This is a genomic window from Candidatus Nanoarchaeia archaeon (genome assembly GCA_035290625.1).
Lineage (GTDB): Archaea > Nanobdellota > Nanobdellia > Woesearchaeales > DATDTY01 > DATDTY01.
Genome location: DATDTY010000013.1, coordinates 1 through 22,992, shown reverse-complemented (window position 1 = coordinate 22,992; position 22,992 = coordinate 1). Strand labels below are relative to the sequence as shown.

The following is a 22,992-nucleotide window of genomic DNA, read 5'->3' as shown; positions in this document are numbered from 1 at the left end:
GGGGATGTCCCTTACGGGGAATGTCGGTCATTCCCATCACTTGCACAGCCGAACCGACGGCAACCTTGAAAAGATTTTCACCGGAGCCTCCGCAATGTTCAAATCTTGAGGCTCACCACATTCGTAATCCCGTGCTCATCTTTTGAGACTCCGAACAGGTGTGACCCTTCCGAGATCACATAATCATTATGTGAGATGATGACATACTGGGCCCGTTTTGAGTATGCCCGTATCAGCTTGGCAAACATCTCAGAATTCTTTTTGTCGAGCGAAGCATCAACCTCATCGAACACGTAAAAAGACGCAGGATCATGCTCCTGAATCGCGAAGATCAATGCCAGGGCAGTCATCGTCTTCTCTCCGCCTGAAAGCCCCCGTATCTCCAGATATTTATTCTGGCTCAGCCTCACCCGGATCTGCACGCCTCCCTCAAAGGGGTTCTTGGGGTCTTCCAGCTCAAGATGCGCGTCCCCAACCACTGAAAGCTGCTTGAATATCCTCTGGAAATGGTCGTTCACAGAATCAAATGTCCTCATGAGCAAGTCACTCTTTTTCTGCTCAATCTCCTCAATCAGGCGGTGCACATCCTCCTTCTCAGACGCCAGGGTGTTCTTCTTCTCAATAAGCGACTGATACTCGGCCTCAGCCGCATCATAGATCTCCAGCGCCCGCATATTGACCATCCCAATCTGCTGCTGCATCCTTTGGAACTTCTCAATCTCCTTCTGGAGCTCCTCCTCAGACTTCTTGGTGTCAATCTCAACGCCATGATACCTCTCAAACTGATGCTGGAGATCCTTCAGCTTGGCCTTGATCTCAACCAGCTTCAGGGTGTGTGTGTTCAGCTTGATCTCCTGATCCCTGCTCTGCTCGAGGTATTTCGCGATCTCAACCTCATCTGCATGGATCTCGTTTTCGATCTTCTTCCGCCTTTCAAACAGCTGCCGGAATCTCTTTGAGAATTCGGTGGCTGCTTTTTCTTTCTGGCGAAGAGCATCTTCATCCTTCTTGTACTGGATCTTCAGGTTCTTCTCTTCTTCGTTGAACCCCCTCTCGTCTTTCGCAAGCTGCTTCATCACATTCTGAATCTTTGTCTGCTCAGGGATGTACACCGAGGAGACAGAATTTTCAATGTTCTTGGCCTCATTCGCATTGAGCAAAAGCATCTCGCTGATCTGGTTCTTCCGATCCTCGAACGCCTGCAGCTCAGCAATCAGGACAGGATCCCTCAGCATGCCGATTCGCGTCCGTAATTCCGATCTCTTCACCTTCAGCTGCATCAGCTCTGCGTGCACGCTGGAGCTCTGTCCACGCAGGCTGTCAAGGCTCTTCTCAGCATCTGCAATGCTCTTCTTCAGCTCTTCAATCTTTTTGTCTGAAACATCCATATCTTCGTGCTCAAGATACATGCTCTTCTCTTCCTTGATGATGTGGCCCTCAAGCGTCGCCTTCAGCTGGCGCAGTGCAGTGATCCTCTCTTCATTCTCCCTGCGCTGCTTCTCCAGGACCTTCAGAGTGTTCTGGAAATCAGCAATGCTCCGCTCGCGCTCCAGGATCAGGTTTTCCGATTCTTTCTCTGAGAACCCGCCTTCCTTCCTCTTCAGCCTGAACCCTCCGCGCATCAATCCTGACAGCTCAGCAATGTCGCCATCAAGGCTGACCATCTTCGCAGTCCCGATGCCGATGTTCCTGGCAGTTGCGATGGTATCTACGACAAGGGTATTGGCAAAGACATACTCAAACACCTTCCTGTATTTTGGGTCATAGGTGACAAGATCAAGGGCATGGCCAAGCACACCCTTCTCTTTTTGCTTTTTGACACGCTCTTCAGGAGGCCGTATCTTATTCAGCGGAAGGAACGTGGCTGTTCCAAACTTGTTCTTCTTCAGGAACTGGATAGCATCTGCCGCAACCTTATCATCCTCAACAACAACCGAATGAAGCCGCGGGCCAGCTGCCACCTCAAGGCTTACGCTAAACTTCTTTTCAACATTCCCAAGCTCGGCAACCGTGCCATAGATGCCAGGGATCTTCCCCTTCTGCTCAAGCACTTTTCTTACAGCAATCTCTGAGCTTGCAAAGTCGCGTGCAGTGATGCTCTTTGCCTTCAGCTTTGCCAGTTCCTCGGTAGTGCGGAACAATCTCTCCCGGTTGCTCCCAATCTGCGATGCCAGCAGCGAATCTGAGTCGAGGCATTTATTCAGCTCAAGCGTGGCCTTCTTAAACTCGCTCCTCTTCGCCTCGAGGGCATTCATCTTTTCCCGGTTTTCCTTCTTCAGCTGCTCCACCTTCTGCATGCGCTCCTCGAAGCTCTGGTATTCCCGCTCCAGCCCGTCCTTTTGCCTCAGCAGGCTGTGCTCCTTTTCCTTCATTTCATTCAGCTTCTGCTGCAGCACCTCGGATTTTTTCTCAGTCTCTTCAATCTCCTTCTCGATGCTGCCCTCAGACTCCATCTTGTTCTTCTCCTTGAACTTCGCGATCTTCTGCCCAATCAGCTCCTTCTCCTTTTCTGCGCTGCTCCTTTGCTTCTCCAAATCAGCCTTATGTTCATTCAGTTCCTTGATTTTGCCTGCAGCTTCATCAAGATCCTTCTTCAGGTCCTCTTCCCGCTTCCTGATCTTCGAAGCCTCAGCCCTGACGGAGTCAATGCGCATCTGCACTTTTGCCATCTGGATCTTCATAGCCTCGATTTCCTTGCTGATCCGAATCTGCTCAATCTCCCCCTTCTCCTCGATCTCGCTGGAAATGCTGGAAATCTCTTCCTTCTTCTGGTCATCGCTCTTCTTCTTCTGCGCAATCATATCATTGATGCTGTCGAGGCGCTTCCGCAGGCTAGCTTCGCTCTTCTCAACAATACCCCTCTGGTTCTCATCAGAGTCAATCCGGATCTTGAGCAGCGAAGCCTCATGGCTGCGGATCTGGTCATTCATCTCTTTGTACTTGAGCGCCTGGTCCCGCTCGCCCTTCAGGGATTTCAGGTAGGTATTCCGCTCATTCAGGATGAGCTCAGCATCCTTGATCTTGCCCTCAACGTTCGAAAGCTCGCTGAGGGCCTTCAGCTTCCTGTCCTCGTACATTGAGATTCCCGCAATCTCCTCAATAATCTGCCTCCTCTCAATGCTCGGCATCTCAGTAAACCGCACAATGTCTCCCTGAAGTATGATATTATATCCGTCGGGGTCAATCCTCGCCCTCGCAAGCAGCTCCAGCACCTCAGCCCTCGTTCGTGTCTGCGAATTAATCTTATAGACGCTCTGGCCATTCTGCTTGACAATCCTGCCTACCCTGACTTCTTCCGTGTCGAGAGGAAATTCTTTCTTCGAATTCTCAAAATAGATGGAGACCTCACCCTTCGATGCAGGCACCTTCGATTTCCCCCCATTGTAGATCAAATGCGCAGATTTCTCAGTCCGCAGCTCTTTTTTTGATGATTTTCCTAGAACAAAGCAGATCGCGTCGAGCACATTGCTCTTTCCGGACCCATTTGGCCCAAGGATCACATTATAGTCAGAGCCTCCAAAAGGAATCTCCGTCCTGTTCGCGAAGGACTTGAACCCGTGGACGACAAGCTTGGTGATTCTCGTCATAGCAGAATCGCGTTCTTCTTGATTTAAATAGCTTTGCCATGCACACAGAGAGAGGCATTCAAACGGCAGAGCCAGGCAACCACAACATTAATATACAAAAAAACAAGAGAGGGAGGTATGAAGCCTTGGCTGCATAAGCTGGAGATCATTACAGACAAAAGCATTCCCTGGCTCGTCCTTCTGCTGCTTGGAGTCATTGTCGCTGAGCTTGGCTTTCATGAGAGGGCTGCCCCGTATCGGGCATATCTGGATACCATTGATTACGTTGTTATTGCAGTATTTGTCGTTGATTTGGCATTCAAATACAACCGCGTCAGGCGCGTTCCAAGGTTTATCAGGCTCTATTGGCTGGACATCCTTGTTGTGTTCCCCTTTTTCCTTGTCTTCCGCCTGATTGAGAACTTTCTGGTCCTGTTGCTCTCCACAGAAACCATTGTTGAGACGCAGAGGATAGCGCATGTCGGGGTTGAGATCGAGAAAGAGACCTCCAAGCTCATCCGGGAGGCAGAGAATGTTGGGAAGGTCAGCAGAAGCAGGGCTATTCTGCTGCTTTCTGAGAGGGTGCCGCAGCTGCGGGCAATCCTCAGGGCACCCCGCCTGCTGAAGATTCTTCCATTCTATGAAAAGCCCCGCCATCACAATCAATTCCTAAACATTGCAAAACCTAGTAAAAGAAGCAAGCAAAGAAAAAGGAGTTATCGTTAAAAAGAACGTTAAAAAAGCAATAAAAGCTAGATTTTCCCAAAGATTATTCTTACATCCTCTATGGTCACAGAGTTATCTCCATTGGCGTCAGCAGCTCTTCGTTGGCTAGCAGTTGGAATGACCCTTCCCTGGACGATATCATATGCAAGGTAAACATCTTCCCGTGTGATGCTCCCGTCTCCATCGACATCCCCTTTCTGGATAGCAGTCTCGCTCGCAAGCCCAATCCTGTTCTCCCCTGTATTCATACCCATATTGCCGATCCAGCTTCCAACAACCAAAGCAGCAAAAAGAAAAGCAGCCAGGAATCCAAGCCTTTGATACTGGTAAGCACTGAAGCTTATGTGCGTTGGGGGCTCACTCTTTAGGCTCCCTCCAAGAGACTCCCTTTTTCTTGCCATGATATGAAATCACCGGTATGCAGGAATGGGCATCATACCTAAACTCTCATCGGGCCATTCATATAAATACCTTTTGATAAAGAAGACTGCCCTAGAAATGTCTGCAACTCCCTAGGGAGATCAAAAGTAAAATAAACAACATCGCGTGAGATGAAGATGATTATGCCTCAATCTGCTTATATATACTTGCTATCTATCCTCATATGCGGCATTTATTCAGCTCTGCAGCAGACAGGAGTCATAACATATTCTCCTGCATAATGAGGCAAGCCTTCTGAACATGAACGCAAGCCTAGTGGAGTAGAGGTTTCATCACTCAATCGCTGATATGCTAGGGAAAGGATACAGACTCCTGCTCTGCTAACCCAAGGAAACAACCGATAATAATTATTGCATAATTCGTCTCCTGATATAAGCGCGTCTGAATTAGTATCAACAGAAGCAATATCTACATCTAGCCCAACGTCGCGTAATAAAACGGGATATGCCTCGCACCCATTCAGCATATCTAAAACCTCTCGCCTCGTCAAGCTAGATTCTGGCGTAGGCTGTGGGCTGGGCGGAGAAGGAGGTTCTGCTCCACCAACTCTTGCTGGAATAAGGTGAAATTCAACCCTATTTGAGCCACTTGGTATGAATTCAACAAAAGATACGGCTCCAATCAAAATATTCTTTACTGAGATTATTGCTCCATCAGCTAATGTGTAAGATTCCCCTTCCGCCAACGAAGTAGTATATTCACCATTGACGATAAACTTAGCTACTTGATTAGCAGTAGCCACAAGATACAATGTTACATCATACTGTACCCCATTTAAATAATATGTTTTACTAGACCCTTCTGTTAAAATATCAGACTCAAACGATTGCCTCGCATCATTTGCCGCCAACCCGGCCCTATCCCTTCCGTTATTCCCAATCAAGCTTCCAATAACCAAAGCCACGAAAAGAAACGCAACCAGCAATGAAAGCCGCTGGTAATGCCGTTGGGCATTCCTGCCCGTATACCTGGGGAAATCCTTCCGTACTTTGTTTTCAAGGTTAACTTGTCTTCTTGCAATCTTTTTCATCGTAATCATTGATTCCTGGTAACCCCCCTATATAAAACTTTCTCCTTTGTAAAATGCTCCGTAAATGAATGCCTACTCCGAGAATTCCTTCAGCCCCTTCTGCCCTTCCTTCCTCTTCAAACTCTTATACGTCTCCCAGCTCTTCCGGAATATCTCAGGATACGCATTATAATGCTTTTTGATAAACTCCTGTGTTATGGGATCAGTCGCATACCCGCTTCCAAAGTCAATCCCGATCTCCTTCTTCAGCAATTCCACTTCCTTGTCCCGGGTAACCTTTGCAAGAATCGAGGCTGCGCTCACAACAGGATACCTCACATCAGCCTTGTGCTCGAGGATCAGCTCAGCCTTGACTGTGAGATTCTTCTTCACGAACCGCTTGAATTCCTCAATATTATTTGAGGGGCAGTCAATGTATGCCTTATCAGGATTCAGCTCATTGATCACTGCCGCGATGTTCACTCCCTCAAGAAGATTCAGGTTCAGGCTGTCTGACTCCAGTGCAGCATCAATCTCCTTCGGAGGCAGGACAATGATCTTATATCCGGAAACGCTCTTGATAATCTTGTCGTAGAGAAAGCTTCTCCTCTTTGGAGTGAGCAGCTTGGAGTCCTTGACCTTCATCCCTTCCAGCAGCTTAATCTCCGGCTCAGACGCTAAAACTCCTGCGATAACCATCGGCCCGATTACAGGGCCTCTCCCGGATTCATCAATCCCGCAAATCAAAACCATGCAGAGAGAAAAGGATGGTTTGTTTAAATAGGTGTCGATACGGGCTTCGGTGAAAATCAGGGCTGACGCCTTTTTTGCGAGGCCCTTAAGGATTGCCATAGACTGAGTTGAGGGGGTTGGCCCCTTCGGGGCTTCAACGATACATACAGGTGGACAGCGCAAGCCGAGCCGGCGGCAGCTGCGAAGCAAGATTTTCACCGGAGCCGATATGTCAAAAGAAAAAGGGACAGCAAACTGCCATCCCTATAGCGAGGGGTGGAATTCCCGAAGAACACAAGCGTGTTCACCATTTGAACCACCGACTTCCTCTGAGGTTTCCTCATCTGAGGGTTATGAGCCCTCCGAGCACTCCTGGCTGCTCCACCTCGCTATTGCCTCAATGAATCGCGCCCTCTTTATAAGTATTTTCATCGTCGCACTCAAATAAAAATATCTCCCCATAGAACTGATCATCAACAACAAGCCCGATACGGCATTGCTCCAGCAGGAAATCTGCAAACTCAGGAATTGCTCCAAGCTCCATCTCAGGCCGCGCAACAACAAAGCTCGGCGGGTCTTCTTTCATCTCAGCCACAAGTTTCCCGATATCCTGTATCCCGGAGGAGAAAATAAATGCATTGGTGTCAGCCCAGTTATGGTAAATCGGCCTGCCAGTCTCCAGACTCAGCGTGGATGCAAAAAGGACATCCCCAAAAATAGGTGCTTGGCTGTCAGAATGGGTGTTGATATAGTCCACAAACGGCTCAATCCTGATATCCAGGAAATCATATTTCCACAGGATATAATACGACTCTTTGGAATACCAGACAAATAAGCCAAGCAGCACAACCAGCAGAATGAATGAAGCGTGCTTCAGCCGGATCCGTTTTCCGAGCTGCTCTGCAAATTCAACTGTTCCTGCTCCGCCGAGCAGAGCAAGATACGGAAATATCATCATAAGGTAATAATCAAAAAAGATAGGCAGGGAGAAAATAAAACCCATATACACCACAATGATCCACAGGAACAAGCTGTTTTCCCTCAGCTTTTGCCGGGTGAGAAACAAAAGCCAGAGGAAAGGAGAAGCAAACAAAACGCCGTTTTGCCTGATCGTAGTGAGCAAAAACTCGATTGATACCCCCTCAACAGGAAGCTTCTTCATATGGTAGAAGAAAACCTGCTCAAGATATCCCGGTATAAAGGCCAGAGCAAGATTTGCTGTCCCGAAGACTGCCAGAAATCCAAGGAAAAAACGCAGGCTATCTGTCCTTTTCTTTACAAGCAAATACGTTCCAACAGCAAAGGTGATTGGAAGGGAATACAGCATCGTCAGCCCGGCCAATCCATACAGCATCCCTGCAAGGGCAGGCCTTTCTTTATGAAGGCAATAGAGCCCGATCATTGTCCACATGAGAGCTAGGTTCACTCCATACACACTAACTCCCATAACCGGGACGAGGTAGGTTGAAAGGTAGAGCAGGACGCTCACCACAGCAGCCTTAGAGCCAAATCTCTCTGAAACAAGCAGAAAGAGAAATAACGCAACGGCAATCTCGCTCACCGTCGCAATGGAAGTCAGGAGAACCATGTTATATCCAAACGCAAGATAAAAAAGGTAAATCACGCCCGCATGAAGTATCGGATGCGAGTTGAAGAAATCCCTGTACGGCACCTTCCCCTCTGCCATCAGCTTGGCCATCTCAAAATAGACAAAATCATCGCCCAGCAGGGTGTTTCTAAGCCCCTTTGACTCAACCGCAACAAAACTTACTATCAAAATCCCAAAGAGAAGCCATGCAACACCCTTCTTCATTCCTCTAGAGAAAATCAACAATGTTTATAAACATGCCAGGAAACCTTCTGCCTATGCCGAGGTCGCATAGTCTGGCCATTGCGGAGATTCTTCAGGAACCGTAAGATTGCTAGGCCAGTCCCGCAGACATCCTCTGTCCGAAAGGGCACGGGAGTTCAAATCTATTTCGGCTTGCCAAATGGCAGGAGCGAATAGTGACTTTCTCCCCCTCGGCGTATTATTCATTTCAGTCATATCCCTTCAGAATTGGAACACATGCGTGGCTGCGGCCTTCTATAAAATCGTCAGGGCCAGGCTCGCCAAGCTGTTCAATTATTTTTGCAACAAGCGAATTATAGGCCCTGTCAGGAAAAAACCTGCCCTCAGAAACCCCTTTGCTTCTTTGTATGCTGTAATATGTTGCATTCCACAGCCTCTCAATAAGTGCATTCGCAAATGTTTCCATCCTTTTAGACTCAGGGCCAGGATAGTAACTCTCGCTGACCTCTCCGCTTCCCCATCCCTTTCCAAACTTAGAGCTAAAACGCCCATCCCTTGTAAGCTGGAGATAGACCTCAAGATAGTAGTATTTCTCGGGCTTTTCCTTTTTTCCTTTTTTCCTGCTCATTGTATGCTTACCTGCCTCTAGCGATCTCTGTGCCGATATGCCTCGAACTTGTGGTTTTAACAACAGTTTTTAAAAATTACGATTCGTTATTAAAAGCTTCATACAAAGAAAAAAATAAAAGAAAAAGGGTTTTTACTCCTTCCTGAACATCCTGACTGCAACTACGACGCCAACAACAATCACGATGACGTATGCTAAGCCAATCAAGGCAATATAGCTCATGTTGCCGTTAAGGAAGCCAAGGCTTGGCGTCTCGCTCTCAGACACGGGCGGGATATAGGTAGGTAAAAGGACCTCTCCCATAATCGGTTCTTGTGCCTGCGGCGCAGTCACAACAACAACCTCTTCAGGTGTAGGCTGAGGAGCTGCTAAAACTGTTATGCTCTGAGTAGCAGTGTCCACCTTGTCTCCATCTTGGTAGCTTGCCTTGATACTGATGCTATATATCCCGGGCTCAACATTCTCAGGCCTGATGGTGTAGGCCCTGGTCATCGCGTTGTCCTCATCATCGATATCAGCGCTCATGCTGAATGTCTCCTTCTTGTTCAGCCCAAGCTCCTTGCTGGTGACTTCCAAAGTGACATCATCCTCATCCTCTTGGCCGATGTTAATGATGCCTAGGGTAAGGTCAGCAGACTTTCCGATCTGGATCTCAGGGCTTGAAAGCTCCTTTTTGTGGATGATGACCTTATGCTTCTCCTTGTCAACATTCAGCTGGAATGTCCAGACAAGGTCATAGTCAGTGTTGTTCTCATCGCTTGCCTCAACCTCGACATCAACGTCATACAACCCCTCGTCAATCTTTAGAGGAGCTGTGAATGAAGCCCGCTGGGTCTTTTCTCTGCCAGGCTTAAGGTCAAAGTCGCTGATTTCCTCTTCAAGATCTTCGCCATCATCAATATCCCGGATAATGACAGTAGCAGTAATGTCCTGGATATCTATATCCTCAGTGGTTGAAAAGAGGTTCTCAAACTTGAACTCCATCTTGATCGTGGATTGAGGCTTCACATCCGGGCCTACTTCATCTCCCTGGCTGACTGAGGAATCCTTGCTTCCATCAACCGTAACCTCAATATCACGAATATTTAATTTAGAATTGCTGATATTTGTCACTGTAACTGCGCTCGCAAGCGAAGCAGCCAGTATCATAAAAATGCTTAATGCCAATAGTAGCTTTTTGATTTTAACCACCCCAGTAGTTTTAAGTGTTTAGGGGTGTGGAATGTTTCACCATTTATAAACCTTTTGGTTTTTAATCATTTGAGAATAGTAACAAAAATTGGCAAGGCCTCACCAGCCATTCATCTCATATTTGATAAGAGTGAGTGCAAATATATGCGCCATCTTATTGAGAAGCTGGAATTTTTCCATGTCAGAAACTGATACCGCAGGGGAAGCCGTTGCATACCTGCTAGAGCCTCCTAACTTGCTTGTCCCATAACCCACCATAGCATCCATCTTCTTTGCTTTCACGATAAGGTCGATAGTCTCATTGTCCATATCCACTCCAAAGACAGTGGCTTGCCCAGCATCCTCTTGCCTGCCTTCATCCTGCCCATAAGCAATCTCCAGGCTGGCCACCCCGCTTCCCATATAGGAAAACAGCTCCTCATAGTTAATAGAGATTCCGCTGCCTGCTATCCCATACACAACCTCCTCAGGCCCGTATGCGACAGAACCCCCCAAAGCATCATTTTCCGGCTCTTCAGCCTCTATGATCTCTTCGAGTTCCTCTTTGTGCTCCTGGACTGCTCTGATGATTTCATCTACAGCAGAAGTATCTCTACGCCCTTGCTCTTCCTCCTGCAGTCGAATCTCCAGATTAAGATGTTGTCTTTTGTTCCTCAGCCTTTGTTTTACTCCCTTGCTGAAGATAAGCGTTTCTCTTACCTCTTCATGGATCTCTACGGATATCTTGTATATTGGAACCCCCTCCTTAATTGGATATTATATCCAACCAAAGGCCTTATATATAAATATTTGTTTACTCAAAGCCATGGTTGACAACCTTCCGAACTACTCCAGATTTGACGTTCTCCGCTGCTTCCTTTCTCTTCAGGACAGCCAATCACGGAAACACCTTTCAGGCTCCTTAGAAGTGGGAGAGGGCACGATGAGAACGCTCCTCAATATCCTCAAAGAGAAAGGACTCATAAGCTCCTCAGCCCAGGGCCATGCCCTGACGGCCTCTGGCATCCAGGTATTGAGCCAGCTGCATAGCGCATTTGATCTCAAAAGAGTGGACATACCCCTCTCCCAGTTTCAAAGCCTCAAAAAGGCAGCCTGCCATATAAAGAAGCCAGCAAGCCAGCCGGCAGTCGTCTCGCTCAGGGATACTGCTGTGAAAAACGGCGCCGATGCATGCCTGATCTTCCAGCAAAAGGAACAATTCCAGCTTTTCGGAGGCAGAAGGCAGAGAGAATACCAGGCCCTCTCCCAACTTTTCCCATTGCAAAAGAATCATCTCTTGGTCCTCACATTAGCCAACCAGCAGCGCTGGGCAGAGATAGCAGCATTGGCGGCCTCTGAGAAGATTGTAGATAGCATCAAACAATTCATGCAGCAATTATATAGCAAAGAACACAAATAACTGAACAATGGACGACGTTCTTTGCTTATTACGAACGAGCATGTATTGCTCAATTAATTATGCGAGTGAGTATAACTCTAATGCGAAAGGCTGCCGCCTGTTTCGTGGGACCCAGGCAGTTAAGTATGTTGTTTTTGGTCATGTTTTCCATCCTGAACGACCTTGAAATGTTACACTCAATCGTAACATTTATATACTTCTTGTTACACTCTACTGTAGCATGGAAATAGGAAAACTTACTGAATGGAACCCCTGGTGGGAAAAGAAGGAGTTTATAGAAGGGCTGAAAGGAAAGCCAAGGCCTAAATACGCGCATCTGACTAACTCTATAGACTTAAAGGAAATAACAGTAATAACCGGCGTCAGAAGATCTGGAAAGAGCACGTTGATGTTCCAGATGATTGACCATTTAATGAATGAAGGCACAGCTCCAGAGCAGATATTATTTATCAACTTGGAGGACAAGAAGCTCTTAAATGACTCACTGGATGATATATACGGATGCTACAGGGAAAACATAAATCTTGACAAGAAGGCCTATATTTTTCTTGACGAAGTTCATAGAAAAGAGGGATGGGAGTCATGGATAAGGAAAAAATACGACTTAAAAAGCAATGAAAAATTTGTTGTGTCTGGCTCTTGCTCGTATCTATTAAAAAAGGAATATTCAACCCTTTTGACAGGCAGAAACATAGCGTTTGAGGTTTTTCCTTTAAGTTTTGAGGAATTCTTGTCTTTCAAGGGCCTTGAGATAGATAAAGAGAAGCTTAAGAAAGGGATACTCCTGGAGAAGACAAAATTTTCTATACTAAAGTCCTTGAGAGAATATATGGCTCATGGGGGATTTCCAGAGATTTTTTTCAAGCCAAAACAATACAAAACCACGGTTCTTGAGCAATATTTCGATGATATACTCTACAAGGACATAGTTGACAGATATAACCTAAATGTGCAAAAGGCAAAGGATCTTGCATTATACTTTGCTGCGAATTTTACGAGTTTGGTGTCCCTGAGAAGTTTAAGGAATTCGCTTAGCCTGTCCTATGATGCAATAAAAGACTACCTCTCTTATTATAAAGAGGCGTTTTTGTTTTTTACTTTAGACTATTTCTCGTATTCTATCAAAGAGCAAAAAGCAAACGCCTCAAAAGTTTACTGCATAGACAATGGATTAAGAAACGCAGTCAGCTTTAAGTTTTCAAAAGATGAGGGAAAATTAGCGGAGAATCTCGTCTTTATACATCTAACCGCGGCAGAAAAGGAATTTTACTATTGGAGCGGCAAAGGAGAAGTGGATTTTGTCATAAAAAATAAAGACAACTCATTAACAGCAATAAATGTCTGCTATGCCGATGAAATTCCGGAAAGAGAGATTAAAGCCATGGAAGAGTTTAAAAATAAATTTAAGAAGGCAAAACGACTGGTGATAATAACTAAGGACACTGAGAAACATGAGCCAGGATTGTTGTTTACCCCTCTATGGAAATACCTGCTTCTTTAAACCACCTCCAGGCTTCCCTGCAGTTCCCCCTCCTTTTTTCCTTCATAGCAAAAAAACAGAAACCTATAAATACACTCCTTCTTGGTATCTTCCTCACTAGGGTTTAGTCTATCAAAAAGAGGGGAAATGCTTTTGCAGGCAAGAAGGGCTCAGGTAACCTTGTTTATTATAATCGGCATCCTGCTTCTCATCAGCATCGGCCTTGTCCTCTATTCAACGCAGCAGACCGCAAGAGTAGATGTTCCTGAGATTTTCCGGGAAGAAACCCCTGTCCTCTTCCAGCCTGTCAGAAGTTTTGTTGACAATTGCATCTCTTCGACAGGAGAAGCAGGAATTAAGAATTTAGGCGAGCATGGGGGGTATCTGAGCAGCGACCTCAGTTTTTCTGCAACAGCAGAGCCAACTGAAAGCGAAGGCGTAAGAACCTTAACCAACGAGCCGGCAAGCGCTGTCCCGTATTGGATTCACTTCGCAAGCACCAACACCTGCAGGCAAAACTGCAACTGCGCCTCTGAAAAGCCTCCTTTGAAAGGCCCAAATTCCATTGAAAGCAGGATCTCAGAATATGTTGAGCGGCAATTGCCTTCCTGCATTGATAATTTTAACATCTTTCGCAGCCAGGGATTTGACTTCCAGCTTCCCTCAGATGCAGACATCTCAGTAGACACAGATATTGGTGAAAACGATGTAACCATCTTCGTCACCTATCCTTTCCAGGCCAGGAAAGAAGAGCAAAAGCAGGATTTCGGCCAGTCTGTCATCAGGCTTCCTGTAAACCTCAACAGGACTTACGGCCTTGCAGAGTTAATCCTCAACACCCAGCAGAACTACTCGATAATTGAAAAATGGACAACATCTATAATCAGCACATTATCCCTTCCATTGGACCGCAACAGGCTTCCTCCGATGTCTGCATCGCAGTTCGGCCCAGGAAGCAGGGAAGAGCGATGGAGCAAGCAGCAGGTAACAGAGAAATTCCAGAGAGATGTGCTTCCTTACACGTCACTCCTTCAGGTATATCCTCTCCATAATTACCGGGATAGGGGAAGCACGCCGCTCCAGGCAGCAACCTTCCTGATCCATAACCCCTTCTTGAATCCTGCAAATCTTTTGCCAAATCCGCAAAGCCTGCAATTTGACGCGCAGTTTGCCAATTATGACGCAAATTTTAATTATATCGACTGGCCGATCTATTTTGACATTACAGGAAGAGGCGTGGAAGGAGACTCGATAGGGCCTGAAACAATATCCTCAGGTTTTTTTCCATTGATTGGCATCAGCAGGAGATACAACTTTTATTATGATGCCTCTTTTCCTGTAGTTGTCCAGCTGTATGATCCCGACGCATTCAATTCAAGAGGGTATAAATTTTATTTCGGCCTTGAGGCAAATGTGAGGGACAACAAGCCAATCAACTGCACAGGAAGCGGAAGAGTTTCTTCATACCCGCCTGTGGCAACAAATCTCTGCAGGCCAGCAGTTGCATGCGCTGATGTGAGAATTGAAGCAACAGACGCAAAGACAGCATCCATTATTGATGATGTTGCAGTAAGCTATGGCATAGAGGCTGAACAGTGCAGCATTAGCTCAACTGATGGAGCAGCCAATCTTCCTTCAGTGGCAGGGGGAACTCTTTCATTCTCAAAGGAAGGCTATGTGACCAATACAACGCGAGCAACTGTGCTCTGCGATGCAAACCGAGCAATAGATGCACGCTGTGAAGATCCTTCAGTCATCTGCTCAGGAGAAACCCTGCGGGTTGAGCTTGAGCCCTACCGTACGGTTAAAGTTATGGTTGAGAAAGCGAGACATATGCGTATTGATGGGAGCTGGCAGTTTGATTGGATCAAAGTCCCTCTTGAACAGTATGATTATGCTATGATCCAGCTCCAGCACCTCAAAGACGACCCCTCAGATCCTGATCTTGATCCTGTATTTGCGCTCTATAACGATAGCACAGGCCCAGTTGAGATCTCCATTGCTCCTGGAAACTACCAAATTGACATAGACCTCATGTACCAGCTTCCAAATGCCGAAAGGACAAATGTCGTATTCCAAGGACAAACCTATAAAAAGGATGGCGGCGTGTTTGGGGATGATGTCAGAGTAACGACTGAACCCATACCCTATGACTCTGATATGCAAATAGGGGGCGCTTACCGAACCTTCAGATTCTCTCCAGAGTTCCTTGACGATCGTGCCCGAGTCGACACCCCTATCCAATTTGGAGTCATTGCAAGCCCGCAGACCTTTGACAATCTTTACACAGACGACCACATACGAACAGCCGGGAAAAAAGAGGAATTCAGCAGCGACCATCCTGGCGAGGTTAGCATAGAATGAAACGGTTCCTTGCCCTCTTCATGAGCTGGCTTATCATCCTCTTGCCAGTCTCCACAGCAGCGATTTACGGATTGAATAACGGAGAGGTGAAGGGCAACGACAATATTCCAGGTTATGTCAGGAATTCCCAGGATCTCTTCAGCTTCTGGGTCTATGCCCAGCTTCCGACTGACCCAACAATCACCCCAGACCAAGTGCGCTTGCCAAGCGGAAGGCAGTTTGAGGCATGTGTGTTTGATGACAGCCATCCAGACCTTGGGTATCTCTGCAGCCTTCCGAATCAGGACTTCCATACCCTTCGTGTCTGCGATTCAGAAAATTTCCAGGTAGCACTCTATGATGACCGAGGAACGCAAACACGATATCAGGCAGATATACGCTCAGTCTGCGATCATCTTCCTCCAGAAATTGTCTCAATCTCAACTGATAAGCAATTGTACGCTGCTGGCGATACTGTCAGGATAACCGCTAACATCAGGGAGAACTCATCTACAGAACCCTCTGTTCGACAAAACGAATGTGTTGGTCTCAAGTCAGTAACAGTAAATGGAGTGGAACATGTCCTCAACAGGCCTCAAGGCAGATGCACTCTTCAGGAATCCTTCACTCTTGCTGCCTCTGACCTTGCAGACGGCCCTAACACAATTCCGCTTATCGCCAAAGACTACTTTGACCAGTCAGCAACAGCATCAGTCTCTTTCAGGGTTGATAAAACCCTTCCTGCATTCACTCTCCATGAGCTTCAAATCACAGAAGGAAATGCACCTGTTGTGTATTATGCTCCTATCCCTGTTGCTGTAAGCTTTAGCATCGACATTACCGAATCAGACTTGAATTCATCAAGCGTGGCAGCAAACCTTGCCCTGTTTGGCCTAGCCAATCAGCCCGTAACCTGCCAAGCACCAGTCAATGGTGTAACCAGATGCTCCTGGGCATTTCCCTATACCCTCACAGCAGTAAATTTCAATTTTGATATCCCAATCACTGTTTCAGATAATGCAGGGAATAGAGTCACTCAAAATATAGCCCTTACTCACGACTTCCAACAGGACACTCTTGGGCCGCGCATCTCAGAGCTCAGGATATTAAAAAACGGGCAGCCTCTTACAGGATGGTTCAGCCGAAGCATAAGCAGCGTCGATGTTTCTGTTGGCATCACTGATCCAGAAACCGGACTGAATATCAACTCTCTGGGTGCAAATTTGCAGGCGTTGAACCCCGTTTTGATAAATCCATCCTACAGTCCTGGTCCAAGCCCCTGCACACTGGCTGAAGGCGTATGGGAATGCACTTGGCGAGATGTTCTTATTGATCTGCCATCAGGACAGAATCAAGTTTCTATATCATTTACGGCAGCAGATAATGCAGGCCAGTCAACAACAACCCCTCTCTCAGCAACCTTAAAGATAGACGAAGAAGGCCCTCAGGCAGCAAGCCTTGTTTCAAATCATGTTGATGACGGAGCTGATCCAGGCGTGAGCTGGCTCGGCAGCCAGAATAATACCCTCACAGCAACCTTCACAGAAAACAACGCCATGAACTCTCAAATGGTGTTTCTCGACCTTTCTCCAATCGGAGGCTCAATCAGAGTTCCAGCAACCTCCTGCGATAACTCAACAACCAGCAAAACGTGCACCTGGGAAGGCGTTGCTGCAACCCAAGGAACAGGCGCAGTCACGCTTCGTTTCGCTGAATCAGCAGATGCGTTAGGCAATCCGCTCCAGCCCAACGAGGGATTTTCCTTCAGCATCGATAGAGAGCCTCCAACAGTATCTTCTTCCAGCTTCCGTACTGTGCAAACCTCTCAAAATTCCCTTACCACAGTCCCTACCCTCAACAGCGGCCTTGAGATCATTGCAGATGTCTCCGATAGCTCACTCATAACTGCAGTAACAGATTATTCAGGGCTCCAGCAAGGAGCAACAAGCAAACAGGCAGATTGTGTGGCAACAGCAGCAGGCTATCGATGCACCTGGAATCAGGAAATGCTCATCGACAGGCCAGGACCATTCGACGCCAACCTTATTCTGATATTTACAGATGTTGCAGGAAATGAGCACAGGGAAACTCTTCCAGTCAGAGTCTATGGAACAGGAGGACAGGCTCCTGTTGATTACTGGGATCTTGCAGTAGGAGAGCCTTCTCCCCATGGCATTGACCGCAGTTTAGTAACCTTTTACGATCCCTTTATCTGGTTCCCTATTACCCTGACTCCAAAACAGCAAAATGTTTTTCCTGTTGACATCCAAGTTGGAGACTGCTCTGGCCAGAATACGCTCCTCAGCTCTGAGAAGAATAAGCCTGAGATTGTTGATTTCAATTCAGTTGCAAACAGGCAGCCTGGACATTATCAGTTCTATCTCAAATACACAATGAAGCAAAGAGCCCCCGAATCTCCTGTTGTTCCTGTAACCTGCAACATCAACATCAGGACATTGGTGAATGATGAAACAGTATCAATAGCAGAGTCCCAGGAGGTTGCAGTTGAGATTCCCTACTACAACAATCCTTTAGGGAATGCTGCTGCAAACATTGACGCAGAGATTGAAAAAGCAAAAGACAGCTGGCTTGTCAAGGCAGAGTGGCTTGACATTGCAAATACGATCCTGAGATTTGCGCAAACAGTTTGCAGGTTCCTGTACAGATGGGAGCAGATTAAGCAAACCTGGGCTGCCATTACAGATGGATTCAAAAGCTGTTGTGCAACCACTTTCTTTATTTTTGGTGGGCCAAATAGCCCCTGCTGTCAAGCCCAGACAGCAGAAGCTGCAGGTCTTGAAGCAGGAAAGGAAACCTTCAAGAAACTTTACAGAGAGTCAGGGAATAAATGGTGCAAGCTCCTCAGCTGCCAAATGTGGAAGAAAGACTGGTTGGGCTCCGACTCTGATACACCTTATGGGTCCAATCAACGCCAGGTAACAGATAGAGAGCCAACACCCGAAAGCGATCCTTGGAGCACTAGCAGAATCCCAGAAGAAGGAGCAGGCGCGAGTTGGTATCAAAGGATCATAGCCTCTCCCTGGTTCCTCCAGAACCAGGCTAATAGCAGAGAAGACTACTTTGGAAATGTTGATCCTCAGGGAAGCCTTATCCTCAGCATAGCATTCCTCTGCCTTCCAGGGATCATCTTCAACCTCCAGAAGGCAAGGGCAATTGAATGTGAGTACATCGGCTGCTTGAAGCTTGCGAAGGACGGATTGCCCGTCAGCATCTGCTCAGAGCGCAAGAGCTATCAGCAGTGCAAATTTGTCTTCGGAGAGTTCTTCAACCTCATTCCCTTTGCTGCAGCCATCTCAGTTATTGCCCAGAACATACTCACCGCGCTTTCCAGCCCTCTCGCATTGGTAGGGTTTATAGCAAGTGGATCTTGCCGTATCACATGTGCAACACCGACACCTAACCCGATACCAGGCCTTTGCACTGCTTGTAGTTATGCAGATTTTTTGAATGTCTTCCTTGAGATCGGCTGCGACCTCGGCTTAGGAGGCTGCACTCCGTTCTGGCAGGATGCAACATTAGGAAATGAAGTCTGTGACAAGGCGTTGAGAGATGAAGAATAAACTAATAGCGTTGTTGGTACTGGTACTTATTTTAACAGGTACGCAAATCGCTCACGCGCAAACCTCTCAACCAAATGCTTACGATCAAATTATTGCAGCTGCTGTTTCAAGCGCGAATAGCGCATATCCGAACGCTGCTATTACTTCAGCAGAAATTAAAGGGATTATACAACAAGAATCGAATTTTAACCCGGCCGCCCACAATACTCTCGGTGAAGATAGCCGAGGTCTGATGCAGCTTAACTATGATTACTTCAAGCCAAATGGGGAGGGGTATTACCAAGTAGTTGACTCTTATAACCCAACCCAAAACATTCAAGCAGGAACCATGCATTATGCGCGTCTTGTCAGTCAGTATGGCGGAAACAGACCAAAAGCTCTGGCTGCCTATAACTGGGGAGAAGGAGATTTGAACCGAGCGCTTGGCCGGAACGGCGAGCGTTGGTATGATGGCATCCCTGCGGATACTAGGGCTTATATTCAATCTGTCCAAAATTATCAAACCAGCCTTCAACCGCAAGGCTCTTCAATACCTATAACTCAATTACAGGCTGAAACCTGGTATGTTCTCGGAGACGATGGGCAGTTTTACGCATCGGAAAATCTTCCTAGTGGTGTGCATGTGTACGGCTATGTTTCAGGAGCAGAAGCGCTACAGCTGGGGACAGAACCACCTGCAGCACAACGCCTTGCGCAAGTAATGATTAGTGCTAGAAACAGTCAAGGAGAAGAAATCCGTATTTTCAAAAATAATATCGCGAGCGAATCAGCTCTTCCAAATAATCTCTTTGTGTACCAGGATGCTAATGGGAATCCTTTAGGCTACGGTTCTGTGAGTTACCAATCTGCTCAGGCATCTACTGGTGCGCAAGCTGCTACCACCGTAGCTCCTCAACAAATCTTCTGGACTCATCCTCAAACACATGAGGTATATAACCTCGGGGAAAAAACGAAAGTCGGCCAACTCCTCCCCGGCACCACCAACCAATACTACTCCGGCCAAGATGTCTTCAGCTTTACTCCAATAGCAACAACCCAAATCGGCCGCAGCTTTACGGCCTATGATCAAGGAAGAAGGGGATTTAGTTATGTGGCGATAGGTGAAGGTGGAAGACCGACAAGCAGAGTATATATTATGCCGGATTCAAACCGTCCTCTTCAGAGCGATCAAAACGGAGTATTTACCATTCCAATCCCTGATGGAGAAGGCGAATCAGCAACCTTATTAGCTGATGGAACCTTCCACACACAAGACAACAGGTATGTTGCATATGTAACAGATATAGATGATACAATCATCTCAACAACTCCGCTTACCACCTATCGTAACGGCGCCATTTTAGGCCAGACCATTGTAAATGGTGAAGACAATTATTTCATCTACCCAGTTAATGACCAAGGCGCATACCAAGAAAGACAAGAATTCACCGGCACCTCAACACCAACTCCTCTCGGCAACACCTACTTCCAGCGAACTGATGCTGGTGTTACCACCTATTACAGGCTCAGCAGCAATGGCCTCCTTACCAGCAGCCAAACACAAGGAGACGAAGTCGGCTGGTGGGATTACTACTCAGCAGCCATAGGAACCTCCCTTGACAGGATCGGCTACATCACCTCAGGCTATAGAGGTCTGAATATCTTCTACACAGACCCTCAGCCTTTAATCGAGAACGAGCTCGTCACAGGCATCCTTGGAGGAATGGATGGCTGGGAATCATTGGCCTGCAGGCAGAAAGCAGTAGACAGCATTGATGCAGGAATTGCTTTTTCAGACACCCCAACAGGAGGAGCATCAGCCCATGTTGAGGCAACAAAAGTCCGTGTAACGAATTACAGCGCGCAACCTCCGCAATCCAGCTATCTCTACCGCGCAAGCTTTGGAGTTATCGGCGGTTCAGAAGAGAGAGGCTGCACGATTAATTTTGAGATCTGGCTGAAAGGAGATGCAGCAATACCGATGGTTACTGACACAGGAAACGCCCTGCCCTTCATGTATACTGCAACAAGGGATGGTGAAATTAACAGGGTTACAGACTCAAAATTCTTTGAAAGCGCAAGAAACTACAACCAGATCTGCATCAGATTTACAAGGCTTGATCCCCAAGTGATAGGCCCGCAGCTCAGCCCTTGCTTGATAGGCATCCAGGAAGGCTCTGAACTCTGCAGCCCTATTGTTGATTCAGAAGAGGTTGCGCTGCGTGAGGGAAACATCTGCTCCTCGTTATCAGACTTCCTTCCTGACTGCATGGCCATGCCTGAAGGCTCCGGAGGAGAAGGCCTTGGAGGCACTGAAAATCCTGAACGGACAACTCCTGGGCTGCAAGCTTCAAACCAGCCTGGGCTGAATGGGGATATTTAAGATGAAAAGCTCAATCCACTGGGCAGAATACAAAAGAAGCTTCAGCATCAGCAAATCATTTCTATTGTTGATTCTGGCGAACATACTTCTTCTTGCAAGTATTGTTGCAGGCGTGAGTGTATTGAATGCGGAAATTGGAAATGCCTTCCAAAAGCTTCCGGAAGTTCCAGATTTTGAAAAAGAGCTCTCTTTGGGAGAGATGCAAATTCTTCAGTCTCAGTTTGAAGACTCCATAGGCAGAGCTGAGCAGCTTTTCTGGATAGCAGGCGTATCAGCATTTATCCTTATCACCCTCTTTACAGCAGCAATCCTCCTGCTCCTCTTCCAACCAAAGAAATTTATTCTCCGTTTTATCATTCTAAATATTTTTTGGTATGCAGCCTGGGCTCTGCTTGTTGCAGCAGTCTTCCGCTACACTTCTCAGCAGCAGATCCTTTCCATCATTCTTGGAGGCGTCTTCCTCTACACCACGCCCATCTTCAGTGTCTTAAGCACGAAGGAAAAAATCCCATTCAAGAAAACCTTCTCTCTTGCAATCACCAGATTCCCCTCCTTAATCCAGCCCTTCCTCTTTGCAGCACTCACCCTCATCATCAGTTTGGGAATCCTCCTCTTGTTATACTTCGCCCCTCCATTGATCTATTCCATTGCAACAACAGCAAGCCTTGTCTTGTATCTGGCGTGGGCAGAGAGGTTTGTTTTGCTAAGGATTGCTGCGTTCATCAAGAAGCCCTAACTTTTGCTTGAAGACCATAAAATCAGGATTGTATAACTTCCAGTAGTCCTTGTTAATCTCCCTAATCGCAGGGGCTCCCTTCAAAGGCCCATATTTTGTAAACGCAAGAATTTCCAGAATAATATCTTCCGCAGAAGCAACTTCATGTCTAATGAGATGGTTGGGATTCTCAGGAGTACACGCGAGTTCAGCTTTCTTCATGAATTGCAGCACAGCCTCTTTCGCCTCAGCGAGACAGCCAGCGCATTCAGCCGCATCCGATATCTTAACTGCATAGTCTTTTAGCGAAAGCGCGAGATGCCGATAATCCTGATGGCCATGTTTTCCCAATTGGATGCTTTCTTTGTACTTTTCAATGGACTTCTTCAAAGCCCATACCTCGAGTTCCTCATTCACTCCATCATTCTGTCTGAGCTTTACGATTCTGTGGTACTTCCAGCCGAGGTGGCTGGTTAGGAACTGTTTTTCGCTTTGCACAAGTTGTTTACCCATGCCCTCCTCATACTGATCTAGGATATCATACATTCTGGAAGCAATAATGATATACATAAAGACGCCCGGGAGCGTGTCCTGTTCAACTCTGGCATCTCGCTCAAATTCAATTACCTTATCGAGAAGGCGCCTCTGCTCATCGGAATGGATATTATGATTCTCTCCGTTAAGGAAAGAGCATAGTCTCGTGTCAAATCCCCGGTATATCAGCCCCTCCGTTATTAAATCCCGATCTTGCTCTGTCACAAACGTTTCCAGCTGGTATGCCCCAATAAGGATTTTGACAAAGTTCTCAATAGCAGGCTTGTTTATAGGGCCTCTTCTATGGGACTTTAACAGTTCCTGATTGAACCGCAATCGTTCTTCCAAAACATCAACATCCCTATGTAGAGCGCTGAGCTCCTCCTCCCACCCCTCATGCTGCTGCTTAAACTGCTTCTCAAGCAGCCCAAGCTCCTTCTGATGCTGCTCAGTAACTTCATTAATCTTGCTCTCCAAATCCTGGGCTCTTCCT

Annotated in this window: 16 protein-coding genes and 2 tRNA genes; 8 read left to right on the top strand and 10 right to left on the bottom strand. The window is 46.9% G+C overall.

Going from position 1 to position 22,992, the window contains the following annotated elements; all coding sequences use genetic code 11:
* Window positions 1–98 precede the first annotated feature (98 nt).
* Entirely contained in the window at window positions 99–3,587 is a 3,489-nt protein-coding gene (gene smc, locus VJB08_00830; protein HLD42514.1) for a chromosome segregation protein SMC, read from the bottom strand.
* A gap of 117 nt (window positions 3,588–3,704) precedes the next feature.
* Between smc and VJB08_00825 the strand changes: the two genes are divergently transcribed.
* A complete protein-coding gene (locus VJB08_00825; GenBank protein ID HLD42513.1) occupies window positions 3,705–4,292 on the top strand; it encodes a hypothetical protein in 588 nt (195 codons plus the stop codon).
* Window positions 4,293–4,318: 26 nt separating this feature from the next.
* On the opposite strand, the gene VJB08_00820 is transcribed toward VJB08_00825, so the two are convergent.
* The 5 genes from VJB08_00820 to VJB08_00800 form a co-directional block, all read right to left on the bottom strand.
* Window positions 4,319–4,693, bottom strand: coding sequence for a dockerin type I repeat-containing protein (locus VJB08_00820; GenBank protein ID HLD42512.1), 375 nt, complete (start codon window positions 4,691–4,693; stop codon window positions 4,319–4,321).
* A 212-nt stretch (window positions 4,694–4,905) separates the two neighbouring features.
* Complete coding sequence (locus VJB08_00815) at window positions 4,906–5,763, bottom strand: hypothetical protein (GenBank protein ID HLD42511.1); 858 nt, start codon at window positions 5,761–5,763, stop codon at window positions 4,906–4,908.
* 72 nt (window positions 5,764–5,835) lie between these two features.
* Window positions 5,836–6,594 carry a ribonuclease HII gene (gene rnhB / locus VJB08_00810; GenBank protein ID HLD42510.1) on the bottom strand — a complete coding sequence of 253 codons (759 nt, stop codon included), beginning with the start codon at window positions 6,592–6,594 and terminating at the stop codon, window positions 5,836–5,838.
* A 147-nt stretch (window positions 6,595–6,741) separates the two neighbouring features.
* A tRNA-Met gene (locus tag VJB08_00805) sits at window positions 6,742–6,865 on the bottom strand.
* Between the two features lie 6 nt (window positions 6,866–6,871).
* Window positions 6,872–8,287, bottom strand: coding sequence for a hypothetical protein (locus VJB08_00800; protein HLD42509.1), 1,416 nt, complete (start codon window positions 8,285–8,287; stop codon window positions 6,872–6,874).
* A 55-nt stretch (window positions 8,288–8,342) separates the two neighbouring features.
* Between VJB08_00800 and VJB08_00795 the strand changes: the two genes are divergently transcribed.
* Window positions 8,343–8,502, top strand: a tRNA-Ser gene (locus VJB08_00795).
* A gap of 11 nt (window positions 8,503–8,513) precedes the next feature.
* Here the strand turns inward: VJB08_00795 and VJB08_00790 are convergent.
* The 3 genes from VJB08_00790 to VJB08_00780 form a co-directional block, all read right to left on the bottom strand.
* Window positions 8,514–8,894 (bottom strand): hypothetical protein, encoded by a 381-nt coding sequence (locus VJB08_00790; GenBank protein ID HLD42508.1) that lies wholly within the window; start codon window positions 8,892–8,894, stop codon window positions 8,514–8,516.
* 132 nt (window positions 8,895–9,026) lie between these two features.
* Window positions 9,027–10,085, bottom strand: coding sequence for a hypothetical protein (locus VJB08_00785; GenBank protein HLD42507.1), 1,059 nt, complete (start codon window positions 10,083–10,085; stop codon window positions 9,027–9,029).
* A 99-nt stretch (window positions 10,086–10,184) separates the two neighbouring features.
* A complete protein-coding gene (locus VJB08_00780) occupies window positions 10,185–10,580 on the bottom strand; it encodes a hypothetical protein (GenBank protein ID HLD42506.1) in 396 nt (131 codons plus the stop codon).
* Window positions 10,581–10,890: 310 nt separating this feature from the next.
* Here VJB08_00780 and VJB08_00775 point away from each other — a divergent pair, with 310 nt between their 5' ends.
* The 6 genes from VJB08_00775 (at window position 10,891) to VJB08_00750 (ending at window position 21,986) form a co-directional block, all read left to right on the top strand.
* Window positions 10,891–11,484 (top strand): hypothetical protein, encoded by a 594-nt coding sequence (locus VJB08_00775; GenBank protein ID HLD42505.1) that lies wholly within the window; start codon window positions 10,891–10,893, stop codon window positions 11,482–11,484.
* A 220-nt stretch (window positions 11,485–11,704) separates the two neighbouring features.
* Complete coding sequence (locus tag VJB08_00770) at window positions 11,705–12,985, top strand: ATP-binding protein (GenBank protein HLD42504.1); 1,281 nt, start codon at window positions 11,705–11,707, stop codon at window positions 12,983–12,985.
* A 126-nt stretch (window positions 12,986–13,111) separates the two neighbouring features.
* Window positions 13,112–15,328 (top strand): hypothetical protein, encoded by a 2,217-nt coding sequence (locus VJB08_00765; GenBank protein ID HLD42503.1) that lies wholly within the window; start codon window positions 13,112–13,114, stop codon window positions 15,326–15,328.
* Complete coding sequence (locus VJB08_00760; protein ID HLD42502.1) at window positions 15,325–18,888, top strand: hypothetical protein; 3,564 nt, start codon at window positions 15,325–15,327, stop codon at window positions 18,886–18,888. The genes VJB08_00765 and VJB08_00760 overlap by 4 nt, the downstream gene beginning before the upstream one ends.
* Complete coding sequence (locus tag VJB08_00755) at window positions 18,878–21,250, top strand: transglycosylase SLT domain-containing protein (GenBank protein HLD42501.1); 2,373 nt, start codon at window positions 18,878–18,880, stop codon at window positions 21,248–21,250. The genes VJB08_00760 and VJB08_00755 overlap by 11 nt, the downstream gene beginning before the upstream one ends.
* 1 nt (window position 21,251) lies before the next feature.
* Entirely contained in the window at window positions 21,252–21,986 is a 735-nt protein-coding gene (locus tag VJB08_00750; GenBank protein ID HLD42500.1) for a hypothetical protein, read from the top strand.
* Here VJB08_00750 and VJB08_00745 read toward each other — a convergent pair.
* Window positions 21,954–22,992, bottom strand: a 1,039-nt coding sequence (locus VJB08_00745; GenBank protein HLD42499.1) for a hypothetical protein, incomplete at its 5' end; no start/stop codon positions are given. The two genes, VJB08_00750 and VJB08_00745, sit on opposite strands and share 33 nt — an antisense overlap.